The sequence below is a fragment of the Rhizobium sp. PAMB 3182 genome (assembly GCF_052908355.1).
In genome coordinates this window covers 646,764-663,737 of the sequence record NZ_CM128607.1, presented here as the reverse complement: position 1 = coordinate 663,737, position 16,974 = coordinate 646,764, and the positions used below count along the sequence as shown (strand labels likewise).

Annotated in this window: 23 protein-coding genes; 8 read left to right on the top strand and 15 right to left on the bottom strand. The window is 62.9% G+C overall.

Features of this window, described 5'->3' with window-relative positions; translation table 11 throughout:
- Positions 1-4 precede the first annotated feature (4 nt).
- Together ACU5AZ_RS03365 and ACU5AZ_RS03360 are read right to left on the bottom strand one after the other, a co-directional pair.
- Positions 5-1,267 carry a GNAT family N-acetyltransferase gene (locus ACU5AZ_RS03365; RefSeq protein WP_446824624.1) on the bottom strand — a complete coding sequence of 421 codons (1,263 nt, stop codon included), beginning with the start codon at positions 1,265-1,267 and terminating at the stop codon, positions 5-7.
- Positions 1,268-1,383: 116 nt separating this feature from the next.
- A complete protein-coding gene (locus ACU5AZ_RS03360; protein WP_446824623.1) occupies positions 1,384-1,602 on the bottom strand; it encodes a DUF2842 domain-containing protein in 219 nt (72 codons plus the stop codon).
- Positions 1,603-1,712: 110 nt separating this feature from the next.
- On the opposite strand from ACU5AZ_RS03360, the gene ACU5AZ_RS03355 reads away from it, so the two are divergent.
- Complete coding sequence (locus ACU5AZ_RS03355) at positions 1,713-2,813, top strand: COX15/CtaA family protein (protein WP_446824622.1); 1,101 nt, start codon at positions 1,713-1,715, stop codon at positions 2,811-2,813.
- Between the two features lie 6 nt (positions 2,814-2,819).
- On the opposite strand, the gene ACU5AZ_RS03350 is transcribed toward ACU5AZ_RS03355, so the two are convergent.
- The gene (locus tag ACU5AZ_RS03350; protein WP_446824621.1) at positions 2,820-3,635 is read right to left on the bottom strand and encodes a DODA-type extradiol aromatic ring-opening family dioxygenase; all 816 of its coding nucleotides are present in this window, start codon (positions 3,633-3,635) and stop codon (positions 2,820-2,822) included.
- 170 nt (positions 3,636-3,805) lie between these two features.
- Here ACU5AZ_RS03350 and ACU5AZ_RS03345 point away from each other — a divergent pair, with 170 nt between their 5' ends.
- The gene (locus ACU5AZ_RS03345; protein WP_446824620.1) at positions 3,806-4,087 is read left to right on the top strand and encodes a YrhK family protein; all 282 of its coding nucleotides are present in this window, start codon (positions 3,806-3,808) and stop codon (positions 4,085-4,087) included.
- A gap of 1 nt (position 4,088) precedes the next feature.
- Here the strand turns inward: ACU5AZ_RS03345 and ACU5AZ_RS03340 are convergent, their stop codons facing one another.
- The 8 genes from ACU5AZ_RS03340 to rplM all read right to left on the bottom strand — a co-directional run bounded on the left by ACU5AZ_RS03340 (position 4,089) and on the right by rplM (position 9,422).
- Positions 4,089-4,937 carry an aminoglycoside phosphotransferase family protein gene (locus tag ACU5AZ_RS03340; RefSeq protein WP_446824619.1) on the bottom strand — a complete coding sequence of 283 codons (849 nt, stop codon included), beginning with the start codon at positions 4,935-4,937 and terminating at the stop codon, positions 4,089-4,091.
- Between the two features lie 3 nt (positions 4,938-4,940).
- Positions 4,941-5,330 carry a VOC family protein gene (locus ACU5AZ_RS03335; protein ID WP_446824618.1) on the bottom strand — a complete coding sequence of 130 codons (390 nt, stop codon included), beginning with the start codon at positions 5,328-5,330 and terminating at the stop codon, positions 4,941-4,943.
- 149 nt (positions 5,331-5,479) lie between these two features.
- Entirely contained in the window at positions 5,480-6,412 is a 933-nt protein-coding gene (gene argC / locus ACU5AZ_RS03330) for an N-acetyl-gamma-glutamyl-phosphate reductase (protein WP_446824617.1), read from the bottom strand.
- Between the two features lie 151 nt (positions 6,413-6,563).
- Positions 6,564-7,511: an agmatinase gene (speB, locus tag ACU5AZ_RS03325; protein WP_446824616.1), complete on the bottom strand. Its 948-nt coding sequence runs from the start codon at positions 7,509-7,511 to the stop codon at positions 6,564-6,566.
- A gap of 3 nt (positions 7,512-7,514) precedes the next feature.
- Positions 7,515-7,847, bottom strand: a complete 333-nt coding sequence (locus ACU5AZ_RS03320; RefSeq protein ID WP_446824615.1) for an antibiotic biosynthesis monooxygenase family protein — start codon at positions 7,845-7,847, stop codon at positions 7,515-7,517.
- A gap of 22 nt (positions 7,848-7,869) precedes the next feature.
- Positions 7,870-8,355: a hypothetical protein gene (locus ACU5AZ_RS03315; RefSeq protein WP_446824614.1), complete on the bottom strand. Its 486-nt coding sequence runs from the start codon at positions 8,353-8,355 to the stop codon at positions 7,870-7,872.
- Positions 8,356-8,481: 126 nt separating this feature from the next.
- Positions 8,482-8,955: a 30S ribosomal protein S9 gene (gene rpsI, locus ACU5AZ_RS03310; RefSeq protein WP_261930502.1), complete on the bottom strand. Its 474-nt coding sequence runs from the start codon at positions 8,953-8,955 to the stop codon at positions 8,482-8,484.
- A 2-nt stretch (positions 8,956-8,957) separates the two neighbouring features.
- Positions 8,958-9,422, bottom strand: coding sequence for a 50S ribosomal protein L13 (gene rplM / locus ACU5AZ_RS03305; RefSeq protein WP_261930501.1), 465 nt, complete (start codon positions 9,420-9,422; stop codon positions 8,958-8,960).
- Positions 9,423-9,829: 407 nt separating this feature from the next.
- On the opposite strand from rplM, the gene ACU5AZ_RS03300 reads away from it, so the two are divergent.
- Positions 9,830-10,261, top strand: coding sequence for a VOC family protein (locus tag ACU5AZ_RS03300; protein ID WP_446824613.1), 432 nt, complete (start codon positions 9,830-9,832; stop codon positions 10,259-10,261).
- Between the two features lie 121 nt (positions 10,262-10,382).
- On the top strand, positions 10,383-10,823 hold the full coding sequence (locus tag ACU5AZ_RS03295; protein WP_446824612.1) for a CoA-binding protein: 441 nt from the start codon (positions 10,383-10,385) through the stop codon (positions 10,821-10,823).
- Between the two features lie 20 nt (positions 10,824-10,843).
- Here the strand turns inward: ACU5AZ_RS03295 and ACU5AZ_RS03290 are convergent, their stop codons facing one another.
- Positions 10,844-11,173: a hypothetical protein gene (locus ACU5AZ_RS03290; protein WP_446824611.1), complete on the bottom strand. Its 330-nt coding sequence runs from the start codon at positions 11,171-11,173 to the stop codon at positions 10,844-10,846.
- A gap of 93 nt (positions 11,174-11,266) precedes the next feature.
- Here ACU5AZ_RS03290 and ACU5AZ_RS03285 point away from each other — a divergent pair, with 93 nt between their 5' ends.
- Positions 11,267-11,695 carry a CoA-binding protein gene (locus tag ACU5AZ_RS03285; RefSeq protein WP_446824610.1) on the top strand — a complete coding sequence of 143 codons (429 nt, stop codon included), beginning with the start codon at positions 11,267-11,269 and terminating at the stop codon, positions 11,693-11,695.
- A gap of 10 nt (positions 11,696-11,705) precedes the next feature.
- Here the strand turns inward: ACU5AZ_RS03285 and ACU5AZ_RS03280 are convergent, their stop codons facing one another.
- The gene (locus ACU5AZ_RS03280) at positions 11,706-12,116 is read right to left on the bottom strand and encodes a DUF6455 family protein (RefSeq protein WP_446824609.1); all 411 of its coding nucleotides are present in this window, start codon (positions 12,114-12,116) and stop codon (positions 11,706-11,708) included.
- Positions 12,117-12,276: 160 nt separating this feature from the next.
- Here ACU5AZ_RS03280 and ACU5AZ_RS03275 point away from each other — a divergent pair, with 160 nt between their 5' ends.
- Both ACU5AZ_RS03275 and ACU5AZ_RS03270 read left to right on the top strand, forming a co-directional pair.
- Positions 12,277-13,560, top strand: a complete 1,284-nt coding sequence (locus tag ACU5AZ_RS03275; protein ID WP_446824608.1) for an O-acetylhomoserine aminocarboxypropyltransferase — start codon at positions 12,277-12,279, stop codon at positions 13,558-13,560.
- Between the two features lie 29 nt (positions 13,561-13,589).
- Positions 13,590-13,934, top strand: coding sequence for a cupin domain-containing protein (locus ACU5AZ_RS03270; protein ID WP_446824607.1), 345 nt, complete (start codon positions 13,590-13,592; stop codon positions 13,932-13,934).
- Between the two features lie 24 nt (positions 13,935-13,958).
- Here the strand turns inward: ACU5AZ_RS03270 and ACU5AZ_RS03265 are convergent, their stop codons facing one another.
- A complete protein-coding gene (locus ACU5AZ_RS03265) occupies positions 13,959-14,612 on the bottom strand; it encodes a glutathione S-transferase family protein (protein WP_446824606.1) in 654 nt (217 codons plus the stop codon).
- A gap of 112 nt (positions 14,613-14,724) precedes the next feature.
- Here ACU5AZ_RS03265 and ACU5AZ_RS03260 point away from each other — a divergent pair, with 112 nt between their 5' ends.
- Positions 14,725-15,711: a helix-turn-helix transcriptional regulator gene (locus ACU5AZ_RS03260; protein ID WP_446824605.1), complete on the top strand. Its 987-nt coding sequence runs from the start codon at positions 14,725-14,727 to the stop codon at positions 15,709-15,711.
- 17 nt (positions 15,712-15,728) lie between these two features.
- Here ACU5AZ_RS03260 and ACU5AZ_RS03255 read toward each other — a convergent pair whose 3' ends face one another.
- Positions 15,729-16,973: a cytochrome P450 gene (locus ACU5AZ_RS03255; RefSeq protein WP_446824604.1), complete on the bottom strand. Its 1,245-nt coding sequence runs from the start codon at positions 16,971-16,973 to the stop codon at positions 15,729-15,731.
- Between the last annotated feature and the right edge of the window lies 1 nt (position 16,974).

Below are 16,974 nucleotides of genomic sequence, written 5' to 3'. Positions count from 1 at the left end.
TTTTCTACTCGGAGCCCTGGTCTTCGCCCTGAGCCGGCCGTTTGGCGCGCAGGCGCTGGATGGCTGAATAGAGCGTGTGATTGGCCTTGATGGCCGCCTTCGCCCTGGTCAGGGCATGGAAGAAGCCGGCCGCGAACCGGCCCTTCAGGGTGACCGGCAGCAGAATGTCGTGCTGCACGGTCTCCATGGTGCACCAGGACCGCTTGTAGCCCTGGTCTCCGAGGCCGAAGTCGAACAGCGAGACGCCGTCTGCGACGCATTGCTCGATCATCAGCCAGAACAGAAGCTCTCCCGGGCTCGCGGCCATTGCCGGGCCTTCGGTGATCGACCCGAACTGGCAGATGACATGGTCGCCCTTGCGCGACAGTCCGGCGATTGCGGCGATGTCCCGGTTGTCGCCGGCGGCCAGGCGGATCGCATGCAGTTCGAGGGCATAGTCCTTGCCGTTTCGGGTCTGTCGCATCAGGGCATGGAAGAAGCCCTGCGTGCCTGACGGCTGGAAGACGTTCGGCAATCCGAGCGATTTGAACCTGCTGGCCTTCTGGGCGAAGAACGTTTCCAGAAGCGCGGCTTTGGCTTCCGGTGTCTTCGGCTGATAGTGCTCGAACCCGCCGAGCGCTTCCAGTGCGCGGACCTGGTTGCGGTACTTCTTGCGCCGGCGCTTGCCGTTCAGCTGGGAGATGGTCGCCTCGAAGGTCGCGGCGATCGGTAGCTGGTAGGTGCGGTTCTGGTTCTCGACCGTCGCCAGGCTTGCGAGCGGGTTCACCTTGTCGCGCCATTGAAGCGGCATGTTGGTCAGCCGGATGAGGTCCGCCTTGCCGGCAAGCAGACGGCGCATCTCGCCGGCGATGAATTCGCCGATGGCGGCATCGTACTCGTCGAGCAGGGATGCCGAAAAGAGACCCGTATTGATATTGGTGAAGGGGTTGGCCATGAAGCGGGCGACGCGGATGCCATGCTCGCCAACGATCTCCAGCGGCAGCAGGAACGCTGGTGCCGCACCACAGCGACCATAGAGGATTGCGCGGGGAAGGTCGTGCGTTTCGGCCCAGGCGGAGCACCAGTCGAAGCCCTGATGCACCGAGCCATAGGTTTCGGCCTCGAGAATGTTCCAGGCCTCGCGCACCTCTTCGAAATCGGTGTGCAGCGTCACCGTCATCCGGGCATGGGCAAGTTTTGCCGGGGCTGTCGAGGCTGCGGCACAGCCCTCCGGTGACAAGGCTAGGTCCGCTGCCGTGTCGAAACACAGATGCCGAACGTGCGCCATGTTCCAGTCTCCCGCCTTCGCTTTGTAGGATCTGGAGAAGATGGTCCTGGGCGGATAAGATTCGATTAAATTGTCGGGCGAAGCGGAAAATCGCCTTGAACGCGGTTAACCGCCGCTTAAGGAGTGTGATCCGCCTTGGGCCCGGCCATCCACTTGATGATCAGCATCGCCGGCAGAACCCATAACAGTCCCGTGACGAAGAAGTAGAGGAGATGCACCCAGACCGGCGCCGAGGCGAGCAGCAGTTCGGCGAAGGTAATCGCGGCCAGCGCATAGACGATCACCAGAATGATGATCAGAACCGTTCCGATGAACCTGCGTAGACGGATGGGCATTGCGTGAACGTCCGAGAATTGGCGCGGCGCGACGGCATGCCGCAAAGCATTGGGGCTTGTTTTGCCTGCCGAGGTCGGGCAAATCAAGCCGGAAGTGTCAGGGAATTGTGATGAGCACCGCAAATATCGCCACCGAAGCCAATCTTACTGCTGCAATCGAAAAGACGCAGCGCGACCGCAAGGCCATTCGCATTTGGCTCGGCATCGTCGTCTTCGCGCTGTTCTGTCTGGTGCTGGTCGGCGGCGCGACGCGGCTGACCAATTCCGGCCTGTCGATCACGGAGTGGAAGCCGATCCACGGTGTGATACCGCCGCTCAATGCCGCCGAGTGGGAAGAGGAGTTCAAGCTCTACCAGCGTATCCCCGAATACCAGCTTCTGAACCAGGACATGACGCTGGAAGGTTTCAAGTCGATCTTCTGGTGGGAGTGGGCGCACCGTCTGCTCGCCCGCTCGATCGGCGTCATCTTTCTGCTGCCGTTCCTCTTCTTTCTGTTCACCGGCCGCATCGAGCGCCGGCTGCGGGCGCCTCTGGCGGGTCTGTTCTTGCTGGGCGGCTTTCAGGGTTTCATCGGCTGGTGGATGGTGTCCTCGGGCCTCGCCGTCCGCACCGACGTCAGCCAGTACCGGCTCGCCACGCATCTCGTCATCGCCTGCCTGATCTTTTCCGCCTGTGTCTGGATCATGCGGGCGCTGAGCCCGCATTCCGCCGACCGCGCGCCGGACGGGGCAGGGCGGTTTACGGCGATTGTCGCCTGCCTGTCGCTCTTCCAGATTTATCTCGGCGCGCTGGTTGCCGGGCTCGACGCGGGCTTTTCCTACAACACATGGCCGCTGATGGACGGCGCGCTGATCCCGGGCGGTCTGTTCGTCCAGCATCCGGCCTGGATTAACCTGTTTGAAAATCCGAAGACGGTACAGTTCGTCCATCGCTGCGGTGCATACCTGCTATTTGCCGTCGCGCTCTGGCAGATGCTGTGGTTCGCGAGGAAGGCGCCCGGCACCACGCATGCGCGCCGGGCGACAGTCTTCTTTGTGCTGGTGACGATCCAGGCGGCGATCGGCGTTGCGACCCTGCTGACCCAGGTCGATCTCCACACCGCGCTCACCCATCAGGGCGGCGCGCTGATCGTCCTCGGCTTCGCCGTCGCCCATTGGCGCGGCATATACGGCGAGTATCCGCGTCCGGTCGAAGTCGCCGTGCGCGACTGAGCGCGGTCAGCCGAAGCGATAGCCCGAATAGGCCTTTCCGAGGATACGCCCGTCGAAAACGTGGCTGACCGGATCGCTGCCGCCGGCGCCCGCAGCGACCATGACCGGCAGAAAGTGCTCCGGCGTCGGCCAGTGGCAGGCGCGGGCATCCGGATTGTCGAGCCAATGAACGAGTTTCTCGTCACGCGCGTCGCTGTTGAGCGTATCCGTCAGCCAGTCGTCGAAGCGCTTGGCGACCTCCATGTGGTTCTCGTCCCGGCTGCCGAACATGCGCATGTTGTGGTAGCTCATGCCGCTGCCGATGATCAGGATGCCTTCGTCGCGAAGGGGCGCCAGCGCGCTTCCGAGCGCGATGTGGAAGGCCGGATCGAGGTCACGCCGGATCGACATCTGCACGACCGGGATGTCGGCGTCGGGAAACGCCACCATCAGCGGGATGAAGGTGCCGTGGTCGTAACCGCGGCGGTCATCGGCCTGAACGGCGATCCCGGCGGCCTTGAGGGTGTCGACCACCTTCGCCGCAACCTCGGGCGAGCCGGGGGCGGGATATTTCAGTTCGTAGGTGTGGGCGGGAAAGCCGGAATAGTCGAACAGCATGCCCGGCTTCTCGGCGGTCGAGACCGTAACGGTGTCCTCGTCGTCCCAATGGGCGGTCACCATCAGGATCGCCTTCGGCTTTTCCGCAATCTGGCTCCGCAGTCCGGAAAGGAAGGCGTGCAGGTCTTCCCATGCTCCGCCGCCGAAACGGCCCGCATCCATGAACGGCCACGGGCCGCCGCCATGGGGGATGAAATAGACGGGTTGTCTGTGCGTGCCGGTCATGGCGTCACCTCGCAATGATTGTGTTGACGAAGAGATAGGCCATTTGCGCCCTGCAAACGAGAAGGCAAACGACTGACACATCGTCAGGCAAAAGTTGACGGCCGCGGTTTTGACCGCATGTACGACGGTGTGCCATGCAGGCCATGAACGCTGATGCCAAAGGAGGACCCATGCCCCTGTTTCAACCGGAAAACGCCACGGCAAGCCCACGCCGCAGACGGCTTTACGCGATCTACGAGCTCGTCTACACGGCCATCGACCTCTCGGCGGCACTTCTGTTCATCATCGGCTCGTTGATGTTCTTCTCCGATGCCTGGCAGACCGCCGGCACATGGTGCTTCCTCGTCGGCTCGATCTTCTTCGCCTTCAAGCCGACGCTGAGGGTGGTGCGGGAAATCCACTTCTATCGCATGGGCGATCTGGAGGACCTGGCCAGACGCGCCCGAGGCTGATTCAGGCGAGCAAACCGCGGACCAGTTGCCCGAAGGCAAGGCGTTCGGAAATGTTCAGTACCGCCGAGGCGCTGCCCGGACGGGCCGAGGACCAGCAGATCGACAGCGCCGCGTGCGTTGCCGCGTAGGTGAGTATCTTCCGCTCCGGCATGCCCAGAGCGAAGGAGAACCTGGAGGCGAGATGCCTTGCCCGGGCCGGATCGAGGATCAGGTCCGTTGCGCCGAGCGGATTTCCAAAAACGTTGGCGACATCATAGGCGGGATCGCCGATCAGCCCTTTCGGGTCGATGATCCGCCATCTGCCGGCATCGTCGCTGATGATGTTGTCGTGGTGCAGGTCGCCATGCAGCGGACGGATGTCCTGCTGAGTGGCCAGCAGCTCGCGCGCCGTCGTCTTTGCCCACCCGACGAATGCGGCGAGCGCCGGATCGCCCCTGGTTTCCGCATAGGTGAAGAGTTCGCGATAGTTCGTCTCCAGAAGCACGAGCGATGCCGGTGGCGGCTTGGCAGCATTATTGAGGCCACGGACGATGCCGGCGATTACTTCCGTTGCAAGATCATCGTCGCCCGCGCGCACGACGTCGCCGAGCGTCCGTCGACCGGCATCCTCGATCAGGAACGTCGTATCGGCAGCGTCGAGCACGCGAACGGCGCCGTGGCCGTCCAGCCAGTCAAGATACGCCATGCCTGTCAGTTCTTCGAGGCCGGCCGGCTTCAGTGCCTTGACGATGGCCGTCCCCTCAGGGCGGGCGACGCGCCAGACATGGCTCGTATGGGTGTCGGCAATCAGCTCGGCGTTACGGACACTCCACCGTGCGACGAGATCGGCCGAAAGAGCGATGTCTGCCACAGTCTATTCCGGCTTGTGGCAGACAGCCTCGATATTGTGGCCATCCGGATCGAGTACAAAGGCGCCGTAGTAGTTCGGATGATAGTGCGGGCGCAGGCCGGGCGGGCCGTTGTCCTTGGCCCCGGCCGCCATGGCGGCGGCGTAGAAGGCATCGACCGCGGAGCGGCTTTCGGCGACGAAGGCGACATGCAGGCGGCCTTGCAGCGGGCCACCGGTGCCGATCCAGAAATAGGGCTTGCCGTCCTTGCCGTATCCCGCGCCCTCATAGGTGCCGCCAGTCTCTTCCGCCGTGACCTCCATCAGCCGCGCGCCGCCGATCGCCGGCATCACTGCATCATAGAAGGCCTTTGCGGCGGGATAGTCGGAAACGGAAATTCCCATATGGTCGATCATGGCTGGCTCCCTTAATGCCTCGGTCCCATTACGCGCGCGGCAGCCCCAGCGATCCGCCGGCACGGCGGAATTACCCGGTCTGCAACCTGTATGCGGACCCCATCCGGCTTGCGCCGGACGAGGTTTGTGGCGGGGTGTATGAAAGGGCCTCAAGCCGAGAGCATGAGGTCCATGTTCTGGACGGCGGCGCCGGACGCGCCCTTACCGAGATTGTCGAGGAGCGCGACGAGGTTGACATGCGGCTGGCCGGGCGTGCCGAAGACGAACAGCTTCATCGTATCCTTGCCGACGAGCTCGACCGCATCGACGCGGGCCGTCTTCGAGGAGACCTCCAGCGGCACGACCTCGACGATGTCCTGGCCGGCATAATGCTCGACGAGCGCGGCATGCACCGTTTCCAGGCTCTGGCCGCCCTTGAGATCGTCAAGGAACAACGGCACCTGGACGATCATGCCCTGTGCGAAGCGACCAACGGAGGGCGAGAACAGCGGCGCGCGGTCGAGCAGGCCGTGCTTCGTCATCTCCGGCACGTGCTTGTGCTTGAGCGTCAGGCCATACAGGAAGTTCGGCGAGGAGATGTGCTCCGGATGCCCTTCGTCTTCCATCTGCGCGATCATGCCCTTGCCGCCCCCGGTATAGCCGGAGACCGCATTGACGCTGACCGGATAACCGTCCGGCAGGATGCCGGCGGCCCTCAGCGGCCGGATCAGGCCGATGGCGCCGGTCGGATAGCAGCCGGGGTTGGAAACGTGCCGGGCCGAACGAATCTTCTCCGCCTGGTCCTTGTCCATTTCCGCAAAGCCGTAGGCCCAGTCCGGATGCACCCGGAAGGCGGTGGAAGCGTCGAGGAGGCGCACATTGTTGTTGGCGGCCGTCATCTCGTAGGCCTGCTTGGATGCGTCGTCCGGCAGGCAGAGAATGGCGACATCGGCGCTGTTCAACAGGTCTTCGCGCATCTTCTCGTTGCGCCGCTCGGCTTCCGGGATCGACAGAAGCTCGATATCGCGGCGGTCGGCCAGGCGCGTGCGGATCTGCAGCCCCGTTGTGCCGTGTTCGCCATCGATAAAGATCTTCGCTTTCATATCCTTAAGCCTTTTCAGACGGTTGCGCCTGTTTCCGGAATCAGTCCGGCAAGCGGTTGAATCAAATTCTGGGCATGGAGCGCGACAACAGCCCACTCGTTGCCGCCTTCATATATATCGACGCTTTGTGACATGCAATGAAAGGCTGCAATCAGCCCTTCAGCTTCGCCGCCCTGAGCCCCAGCATGTACATGGCGATCGTCGATCCGGCGATGGCGGTGATGTCTGCGTGGTCGTAGGCCGGTGCCACCTCGACGACATCCGAGCCGCGGACGTCGAGCGGTCCAAGCTTCTGCAGCACCGAGAGGATCTTCGCCGACGACGGACCGCCGGCGACCGGTGTTCCGGTGCCGGGGGCGTAGGCCGGGTCCAGGCAGTCGATGTCGAATGTCATGTAGCAGGGCGCTTGGCCGACATGGGCGAGGATGAGGGCGGCCAGGTCGCTCGCGCTCATGTCCTCGACCTCGTGGCCGTAGACGATGCGGATGCCGCAGGTTTCCGGCGCATGGGTGCGAATGCCGATCTGGATCGAGCGGGCGGGATCGATGACCCCGTCGCGAACCGCCCGGCCGACGAAGGAGCCATGATCGATCCGGTTGCCGTCATCCGGCCACGTATCCTGGTGCGCGTCGAACTGGACGAGGGCGAGCGGCCCGTGTTTGGTCGCATGGGCCTTCAGGACCGGCCAGGTGACGAAATGGTCGCCGCCGAGCGTCAGCAGATAGGCGCCGTCCTTGATCAGCTTCGCCGCCTCGCGCTCGATCGTCGCCGGCGTCTTCTGGTGATTGCCGTAGTCGAGCAGGCAGTCGCCATAATCGATGACAGCCATCCGTTCGAAGAGGTCGGCATCGAAGGGATATTGCGGATCGTTGTCGAAGATCGCCGACGCCCTGCGGATCGCCTGCGGCCCGAAGCGCGCGCCCGGCCGGTTGGAGACGGCGGCGTCGAACGGAATGCCCCAGACGATCGCATCAGCGCCCTTTGTCGTCTTCGAATATTTCCGCCGCATGAAGGACAGCACGCCCGCATAGGTCGGGTCGGTCGCGGCCGACGTCAGGCTTCTCGCGGTAATCGCGTGGTCGATGGTCTTCTTGGCCAAGATCTATTTCCTCTCGAACGAATATGCCCGCTCCACCCGGGCGACGCGCAGCTCGTAGCACTGGTACCATTTCTCCCGGCCGAGATCGCGCGCCAGCGTGTGCTCGGCATTGCGCTTCCAGGCGAGAACCGATTCCTCATCCTGCCAGTAGGAATTGGTGATGCCAAAGCCGGAGGCGTCGCGCACGCTGTCGATACCGAGATAGCCAGGTTGCTGGGCAGCAAGCGCATCCATCTTCTCGGCCATGGCGGCGTAGCCGTGATCCCCGTCCGTGCGCAGCGTGGAGAAGATGACGACGTAATAGGGCGGGCGAGGGGTCTTTGCGAGCTTGGTCATGGCAGGGTGGGTATCCGGTCCGTCAGTTGGCGCATTGTCCGGCGACAGTGTCGATCGCCCGTGACGAGCCGGACAGCGAGAAGGTCACCGGCGGAATGCGGCCGTCAATCTCGGATATCGAAACGCTGTGGCCGCTTTTCAGCATATTCGTCAGGGGCGCATCGGCTTGCCAGTAGATGGCCATCGCGCCGTCCATCGCCTCGAACACGGCGTCGTGCCTGACCTCGACGTCGCCGATGGCAAGCGTCAGCGCCGTGGAAAAATCGGGATTGCCGTCCGGCGGGTAGTTCTTCGCATTTTGCGGCGGATACCAGCGCAGCGCGAACTGGCCGTTGCCGCAGGTGAGGTTGAGCATCTGCTGCTCTTCGCCGCTGCCCGAACAGACCTCGCCGGTCATCTCCGATCCGCCTTCCGCTTCCATCATGTCTGCCGACCAGACATTCCCGCACTCCTCGGCGGCGGCGGAGAAGGGCAGGGCGAGCAGCGGCAGGAGAACGAGGCGCTTCATCTGTATCGACCGGGTGTAAAACGTTTGTCCGCCCAGCATTGGCCAGATTCGCGGGCCAGTCCATCAAAAAGAAAAGGCGGAGCCAAAGCCCCGCCTTTCCGCAAACCTGGTAGTCCAGTGAAGCGATTAACGCTTCGAGAACTGGAACGAACGGCGGGCCTTGGCCTTACCGTACTTCTTACGCTCGACGACGCGGCTGTCGCGGGTCAGGAAGCCGCCCTTCTTCAGAACAGAGCGCAGGCCCGGTTCGAAGTAGGTGAGCGCCTTGGAGATGCCGTGACGAACGGCACCGGCCTGGCCGGAGAGACCGCCGCCGGTAACGGTGGCGACGACGTCGAACTGGCCGTTGCGGGCTGCCGCTGCGATCGGCTGCTGCAGGATCATCTGCAGAACCGGGCGTGCGAAGTAGCCGGTGAAGTCCTTGCCGTTGACGGTGATCTTGCCGGTGCCGGCCTTGACCCAGACGCGGGCGACGGCGTTCTTGCGCTTGCCGGTCGCGTAGGAGCGGCCGAGATTGTCGACCTTGCGGACGTGAACCGGTGCTGCGTTTTCAGCGGCGGTTTCGCCTGCGAGGTCCTTCAGGGAAGAAAGATCAGCCATTATCAGGCGCTCCTTACGTTCTTCTTGTTCAGCTTGGCCACGTCGAGGGAGACCGGCTGCTGGGCTTCATGCGGATGGTTCGTGCCGGCGTAGACGCGCAGGTTCTTCATCTGGCGACGGCCGAGCGGGCCGCGCGGGATCATGCGCTCGACGGCCTTCTCGATGACGCGCTCCGGGAAGCGGCCTTCGATGATCTGGCGAGCCGTACGTTCCTTGATGCCGCCCGGATAACCGGTGTGCCAGTAGTACTTCTTGTCGGTGTACTTCTTGCCGGTCAGGACGGCCTTCTCGGCGTTGATGACGATAACATTGTCGCCGTCGTCAACGTGAGGGGTGTAGGTAGCCTTGTGCTTGCCGCGCAGGCGCATCGCGATGATGGAAGCGAGGCGACCGACGACGAGACCTTCGGCGTCGATGATGACCCACTTCTTCTCCACCTCTGCGGGCTTCTGGGAGAAAGTTGCCATAATAATTCTCTCTTTGTCTGGTCCCTTGCAGCCGAAGCCGCCAGGGCGTTTCTTGTTGCTTGATTTGGCAGCGCGGGGCGCGCCAAAAAGAATGCGAGCCGAAGGAGGCCCGCAATCTGGCGCGCTTATAGGCGAAGTCCGGAAAGTGGTCAATATGCGCAAATCTTGCGACATTAAAATAAGACGAGTAAAAACAATGACTTGATAATGTGGTATTATAAAACCACATTTTTTATGCATTGATGTTCGCCTGAGATAAAGGCCGAGGCCCGTGGTTTCGGGGCTTTTCGGCACCGATGGCAGACTTCCCGCTCGCAATGTGTGAGTCAAAAATGGTGGCAGTTTGCGAACGTAGAAAAAACATACTACACACATATCAAGAACAAAACTGTCCAGGGAGATGCAAAATGTCGCTCGATCGCCGCATATCGCTCGTCACGCTCGGAGTGGCGGATGTCGCCCGGTCCACCGCCTTCTACGAGAAGCTCGGCTGGAAGAAATCCTCCGCCTCCCAGGACGCGGTCACCTTCATCCAGCTCAAGGGAACGGTGCTGGGCCTGTTTTCCCGCGCCTCGCTTGCCGAGGATGCCGGCGTCGAGGATACGCCGCCCGGCTTTTCCGGCGTGACGCTGGCTCACAATGTCGCCAGCCCCGCCGGCGTCGACGCGGTCATCAAGTTTGCCGTCGCCAATGGCGCGACGCTGGTCAAGTCGCCGCGCAAGGTGTTTTGGGGCGGTTATTCCGGCTACGTCGCCGATCCGGACGGGCATTTGTGGGAAGTGGCCCACAATCCGTTTTTCCCGCTCGACGAAAGCGGTCACGTCGTCCTGCCGGACTGAGGACAGGCGGTCCCGGAGGCGTGTAAGCAATTCGTTAGGAAATTGGCTTATGCTTCCAGCCAGGGACATTGGGCGGGGAGCCATCGCGGTTCCGGTGAAGGCCGGAACGGAAGGAGCTGCCATGAACCATGATGCATACGCTTCCGACTATATCCGGGACATACTGACGTCTTGCAAGACCATCGCCCTTGTCGGTGCGTCCGCCGACGAGCATCGCCCGAGCTACAATGTGATGGGCTTCCTGCTCGGCAAGGGCTACCACGTCCTCCCGGTCAATCCTGCTCATGCGGGCGGGGAGATCCTCGGCCAGTTCTGCTACGAAAGCCTCGCCGTGCTCCCGGAGCCGGTCGACATGATCGACGTTTTCCGCGAGTCGAGCCACTTCAAGGACGTCGTCGACGAGGCGGTGGCGATGATCCCGAGACCGAAAGTCATATGGGGCCAGCTGACCGTGCGCGACGATGTCGCCGCGGCCAAGGCGGAACGGGCCGGCATCAAGGTCGTCATGGACCGATGCCCGGTAACAGAGTTCCCTCTGCTCTACCACGCCCTGCATAGCTGAGCACCGAAGCGCTCGGCAGTTCAGTTGTTCCTGTGGAGGGGAAAGCGGAACAGCCGCTGGCGTTCCTTGCACTGCCGGACGGGGCAGGCAGAGGTGTCGCGGGCCGGCACCGTCACCCGCTTGGCGTACTCGCGCGGATAGTCGCAGTAGCCGCTGTCACGCACATAGCGGTCGTAGAGCGTCAGCCCTGCCACGTTCTTCGACGGGTAGCGCAGGATCGCAGCACCCTCGCGCGCCAGCGCGGACTGGATGGCGGCGCATTGCATCTTGGTCGTGTTGTAGCGTGAAATCGCCAGTGCTGGCGTGGCGGCGATGGCGAGCGTCAGAGCGGAAAGAACGAGGCGGTTCATGATGGTCTTCTCCCGGAGCATGGTCGTGCCTAGATAGAACTATAACTGTCATTCAATTGTGGCGGTTCCACAGATTGATAAGAGGCCCGACACATGAACCACGATCACTATGACGACGCCTATATTGCCGACATCCTGAACAGCGTCAAAACCATTGCGCTGGTCGGCGCCTCGCCGAATACCGCGCGGCCCTCGTATCGGGTCATGCGCTTCCTCCAGTCGCAGGGATACCGCGTCATTCCGGTCAATCCGGGGCAGGCTGGCAAGGAGATCAACGGCGAGACCGCCTATGGCCGGCTTGCGGATATTCCGGAGCCCGTGGACATGGTCGACGTTTTCCGGGCGAAGGAGTTCCTGGACGGCGTCGTCGACGAAGCGCTTGCCATGGAGCCGAAACCCGCCGTCATATGGGGGCAGCTGGAGATCCGCGACGACAAGGCCGCCGCCAAGGCGGAGGCCGGTGGCCTGAAGGTCGTCATGAACCGATGCCCGGCGATCGAACATCCGAGGCTGGTCGGCTGACGCAGGTCTCCTACTCGTACAGGAGGTCCGGTTCGGCGCGCATGCCGTTCAGGGCGTCTGCATTCCCGCAATAGGAATCGAAGTTCTGATCGGCCCTGCCGTGCCCGAGATCGCGCCGGCATTTGGCCTTCGACGGGCAGAGCGCACAGGTCGCCTGCATGTTGCGGAACTCGGCGGGATGTTCAAGCTCGACCTCGACGGGGTCGATGTTCAGCGCGCGCATCATCTCCGGCATTTCCGCCGCCGCATTCGGCGGCTTGCGAGCGAGCTCCAGGAAGTCTGACGTCGGCAGGCCGCAGTCCCGCGCCAGCCTTTCGAGGTCGAACTCGCAAAGGCCCGCGAGTTCGCTGGACTGCCGCGCCGGGCGGGTCTCCCACCATTCGCTGATCCGGTCGAGAATCTTGTGCTGTGCGTTTGTCATGCCCTTCTCCTTCACATCCTTGGAGAATGGAGGGATTGGCTGCTGCCGGCATTGATCCGTGTCAAATCGGCAGCATCGGCACAGGCGGATTGCAATTGCTGTCTGCGGGATAAATGGCTACACAATCCAGCAACACAAAAAAGTCAAAAGGGAGTATCGCATGAGTTCGGAAAATCCTGGTTTCAGCACGATGGCAGTCCACGCCGGCGCGGCCCCCGATCCGACGACGGGAGCCCGCGCGACGCCGATCTATCAGACCACGTCGTTCGCCTTCCGCGACGCCGACCATGCGGCCGCTCTCTTCGGCCTGCAGGAATTCGGCAACATCTACACCCGCATCATGAACCCGACGCAGGCCGTGCTCGAAGAGCGTGTCGCGGCGCTCGAAGGCGGAACCGCCGCACTGGCGACAGCGTCCGGCCACGCCGCCCAGCTCCTGATCTTCCACACGCTGATGCGCCCGGGCGACAACTTCATCGCCGCCAACCGGCTTTATGGCGGCTCGATCAACCAGTTCGGCCATGCTTTCAAGAGCTTCGACTGGCAGGTGCGCTGGGCAGACGCGTTCAATCCGTCGTCCTTCGAGGCGCTGATCGACGACCGTACGCGGGCGATCTTCATCGAAAGCCTCGCCAATCCGGCCGGCACCTTCACGGACATCGCGGCAATCGCCGCCGTCGCCCAGAAGCACGGTATTCCGCTGATCGTCGACAACACCATGGCGACACCGTACCTCGTGCGTCCGCTCGAGCATGGCGCTGACATTGTCGTCCACTCGCTGACGAAGTTCATGGGCGGCCATGGCAATTCCATGGGCGGCATCATCGTCGACGGCGGCGCCTTCGACTGGTCGAAGTCCGGCAATTATCCGATGCTCTCCGAGCCGCGTCCCGAATATGCCGGCATCGTCCTGCATCAGACCTTCGGCAATTTCGCCTTCGCGATCGCCTGCCGCGTCCTCGGCCTGCGCGACTTCGGTCCGTCGATCTCGCCGTTCAACGCCTTCATGATCCAGACCGGCATCGAGACGCTGCCGCTGCGCATGCAGCGCCATTGCGACAACGCGCTCGCCGTCGCCGAGTGGCTGAAGAAGCATGAGAAGGTGGCGTGGGTCAGCTACGCCGGTCTTTCCGACGATCCGAATAACGGCCTGCAGCAGCGCTATTCGCCCAAGGGCGCCGGCGCCGTCTTCACCTTCGGCGTCAAGGGCGGCTACGAGGCCGGCAAGAAGCTGGTCGAGACGCTGAAGCTCTTCTCGCATCTCGCCAATATCGGTGACACCCGCTCGCTGGTCATCCATCCGGCATCGACCACGCACCGGCAGTTGTCGGAAGAACAGCAGATTGCCGCCGGCGCCGGGCCGGACGTCATCCGCCTGTCGGTCGGCATCGAGGACGTGAAGGATATCATTGCCGATCTCGACCAGGCGCTGGCAGGCGTCTGAGCAGAGTTAGGGAACGCCGGAGACAATCGATGGAAAAGATGATGCGTTTCGATCTCGATACCGTCGAGCCGGAAGAGGGCGCTCCGGCGCCAGACCGGCTGATCTCCGGCGATCCGCAATTCCGCACCTGGAACCTGGAGGAGGCCGATGGCGGCCTCTATGCAGGCGTCTGGGAAGCCACGCCCGGCAAATGGCGGATCGTCTATGACGAGTGGGAATATTTCCACATTCTCGCCGGCCACTCCGTCCTGACGGAGGAGGGCGGCGAGCCGGTTCACCTGAAGGCGGGCGACAGCATGGTGCTGAGACCCGGCTTCAAGGGAACCTGGGAAGTCGTTGAAACGACTCGCAAGGACTATGTCATCAAGCTTTGATCACTCGCCCTTCGCGAAGGGCGGTCACGCCGCGTTCTGCGCGGCTGCCTTCTCGTGTTCCGCCGCCATGACGACGTCCTCTTCCGTGACCTTCCTGAAGGACGGGCGGGACGTCACGCGGTCGATATAGGCGCGGAATACCGGCCGCTCTTCGACGAGGCCGAACATGGTCGTCCACTGCAGCGCGATCCCCCAGAGCACATCGGCGGCGCTGAAGCGTTCTCCGAGCAGATAGGGCCCGGGCGTCAGCGCATTTTCGATCGCAGCAAGCATGCTGTCATAATCGCTGTAGACCGTGAAGTTCCGCATTCCAGGCTCGCGGTTCATCGACTTGTCGACCAAGGCCGGTTCGAAGCAGCTGCCGTAATAGACGATCCAGCGCAGGAACGCTGCACGGTCTATCTCGCCGATCGCTGGTGTCAGCCCGGCTTCCGGAAAGAGGTCGGCGAGATACAGATAGACGGCCGGCTGTTCGGTCACGAAGGCGTCGCCATGACGGATCGCCGGCACCTTGCCGAGCGGGTTGATGGCGAGATAGTCCGGCTTGCGCTGCTCGTCGGCCTTCATGTTCAGCACATGCAGCCGGTAGGGCGCGCAGAGCTCTTCCAGCAGCACCCGCACGCCGGTCGCCCGGGTCTGTGGGGAATAATAGAGGGTGATCGGTTCCTTGGTGGGCATGGTCTCGTCCTTTCCCGTTTGTGGATGTCGATGAGGGCAGGGTACGGCGCCATACCTGTCAGTTTTTGTCAGGTTGGTTTAGGATAATCTCCGCACACGGAGATTTCTCGATATGCGGGCAAGCCGCCTCATCAACATCCTGACCACGCTGCAGGCCCGCGGACTGGTGACGGCCGAGACGCTAGCCGAGGAAAACGAGGTTTCGGTACGCACCATCTATCGGGATGTCGACGCATTGTCCGCCGCCGGCATTCCTGTCTACTCGGAGCGCGGATCGGACGGCGGCTACCGGCTGCTCGACGGCTATCGCGTCCGGCTGAACGGTCTTTCTCCAGGAGAGGCGGAGGCGATGTTTCTCTCCGGCCTGCCGGGTGCGGCCGCCGATCTCGGCCTCGGCACGCTGATGGCCGGCGCACAGAAGAAACTGACCGCGGCGCTGCCCGAAGAGCTGCGCCAGAGCGCGGCCCGCATGCAGCAGCGCTTCTATCTCGACGCTCCGACCTGGTTCGGGGAGAGCGAGCAGCCTCTGCATCTCCAGGCCATCGCAGACGCGGTCTGGAACAACAAGCGGGTACGGATGCGCTACCGCACCTGGGCGGAGGAGAAGACCCGCATAGTGGCCCCTCTGGGCGTCGTGTTGAAGGGCGGTGCCTGGTATATGGCAGCGAACGCGGAAACGGGGGAGCGGGCAGGGGTGCGGACCTATCGCATTTCCCGCATCCTGGACCTTGTCGTCACGGAAGAGCGTTTCGAGCGCCCGGCCGATTTCGACCTCACGGCTTACTGGGACGAGAACACCCAGCGCCTTGAGGCGGAACTGCATCCCAACATCGCAACCCTGCGCATCTCGAGATGGGGTCTGCGGCTCCTGGAACACATATCGCCCTTCTATGTCCGCACCCGCATTGCCGTGTCGGAGCCGGAAGGCGCGGATGGCTGGCGGACGGTCACGTTGCCCTGCGGCGGAATTCAACAGGCGACGTCGGAATTCCTGCGCCTCGGCGCCGAGGCCGAAGTCCTTGCGCCACAGGAGCTGAGGCAGGCCATGCGTGAGCAGGTCAACGCGCTGCAGAACCGCTACGCCTCGGAAACGTCATAGCGCGAGAGACGCGCCCCTCACCACTGAAGGTCGAGTCTTTCGAGCCCGTGAAAATGGTAGACGTCCTTCACCACGGGCGTCTCGGCGATTTTCATGCCCGGCAGCCGCTCGAACAGGATCGGCAGGGCGATGTTGAGTTCCAGCCGGGCGAGCGGCGCACCGATGCAGAAATGGATGCCGGCACCGAAGGAGAGGTTCGGCGCTTCCTTGCGGTCCGGCTTGAATGTGAGCGGGTCGGTGTATTTCAGCGGATCCAGATTGGCGGCGGCAAGTATCAGGGCGATCTCGTCGCCACGCTTCAGCGAGACCCCGTCGATGTCGACATCCTCCAGCGCCCAGCGCTCGAAGACATGCACCGGCGCGCAGATGCGCAGGGACTCCTCGACCGTCAGTTCGGTCGCGGCTGCATCGCGAAACAGGTCTTTTGGATCGAGGCCGCTTTCGAGAATGACCCGCATCGAATTGCCGATCTGATGAACGGTCGCCTCGTGACCGGCGTTCAGCAGCACGATCGTCGTCGAGATCAGCTCATCCTCGGTCAGGTACTGGCCTTTGTGCTCCGTGTGGATCATGTGCGACATCAGGTCGTCGCGCGGCTCCGCCCGGCGCTCGGCAATAATGGTGCGCACGTAGTCGGAAAACTCCTTCGCCACCCGGTTGGCGGCAATCTCCTCCTCCTTCGTCCGGTTGAACATGTACATGCGCACATAGGCGTGCGACCAGTCCAGCAGCTGCCGGCACATGTCGTCCGGGATGCCGATCATCCGGGCGATGATCGTCACCGGAATGATCTCGGCGAAGCGCGACAGCAGTTCAGTCCCGCCGTCCTTCTCGAAGCCGTCGATCAGCGAATGGGCGAGCGCGGCGATCTCCGGCGCCAGCTTCTCGATATGGCGCGAGACGAAGGCGCGGTTGACCAGCGTTCTCAGCCGCGTGTGTTCCGGCGGCTCGATGGCCAGCAGCGAATGCGCCTCGGATTGCACGAAATCGGCGATATGCGGTGGATCGTCGGCAAGCCCCAGCTCTTCGCGGCTGGCAATGTGGGTGATCTGGCGGCCGAACCGGCGGTCCCGGAGCAGGCCGTTGACATGGTCGTAACCCGCAAAGAACCATTGCCGCCGTTCCTCCCAATAGAAGGTGGGGCAGGCGGCGTGAAGCCGTGCATAGACCGCGTTCGGGCTGCCGTAGAACGCCGGATTTGCGGCGTCGAGCGATACGCGGCGATTGTCGCCGTCAATGTGCATGAAGTCTGGAGATGTCATG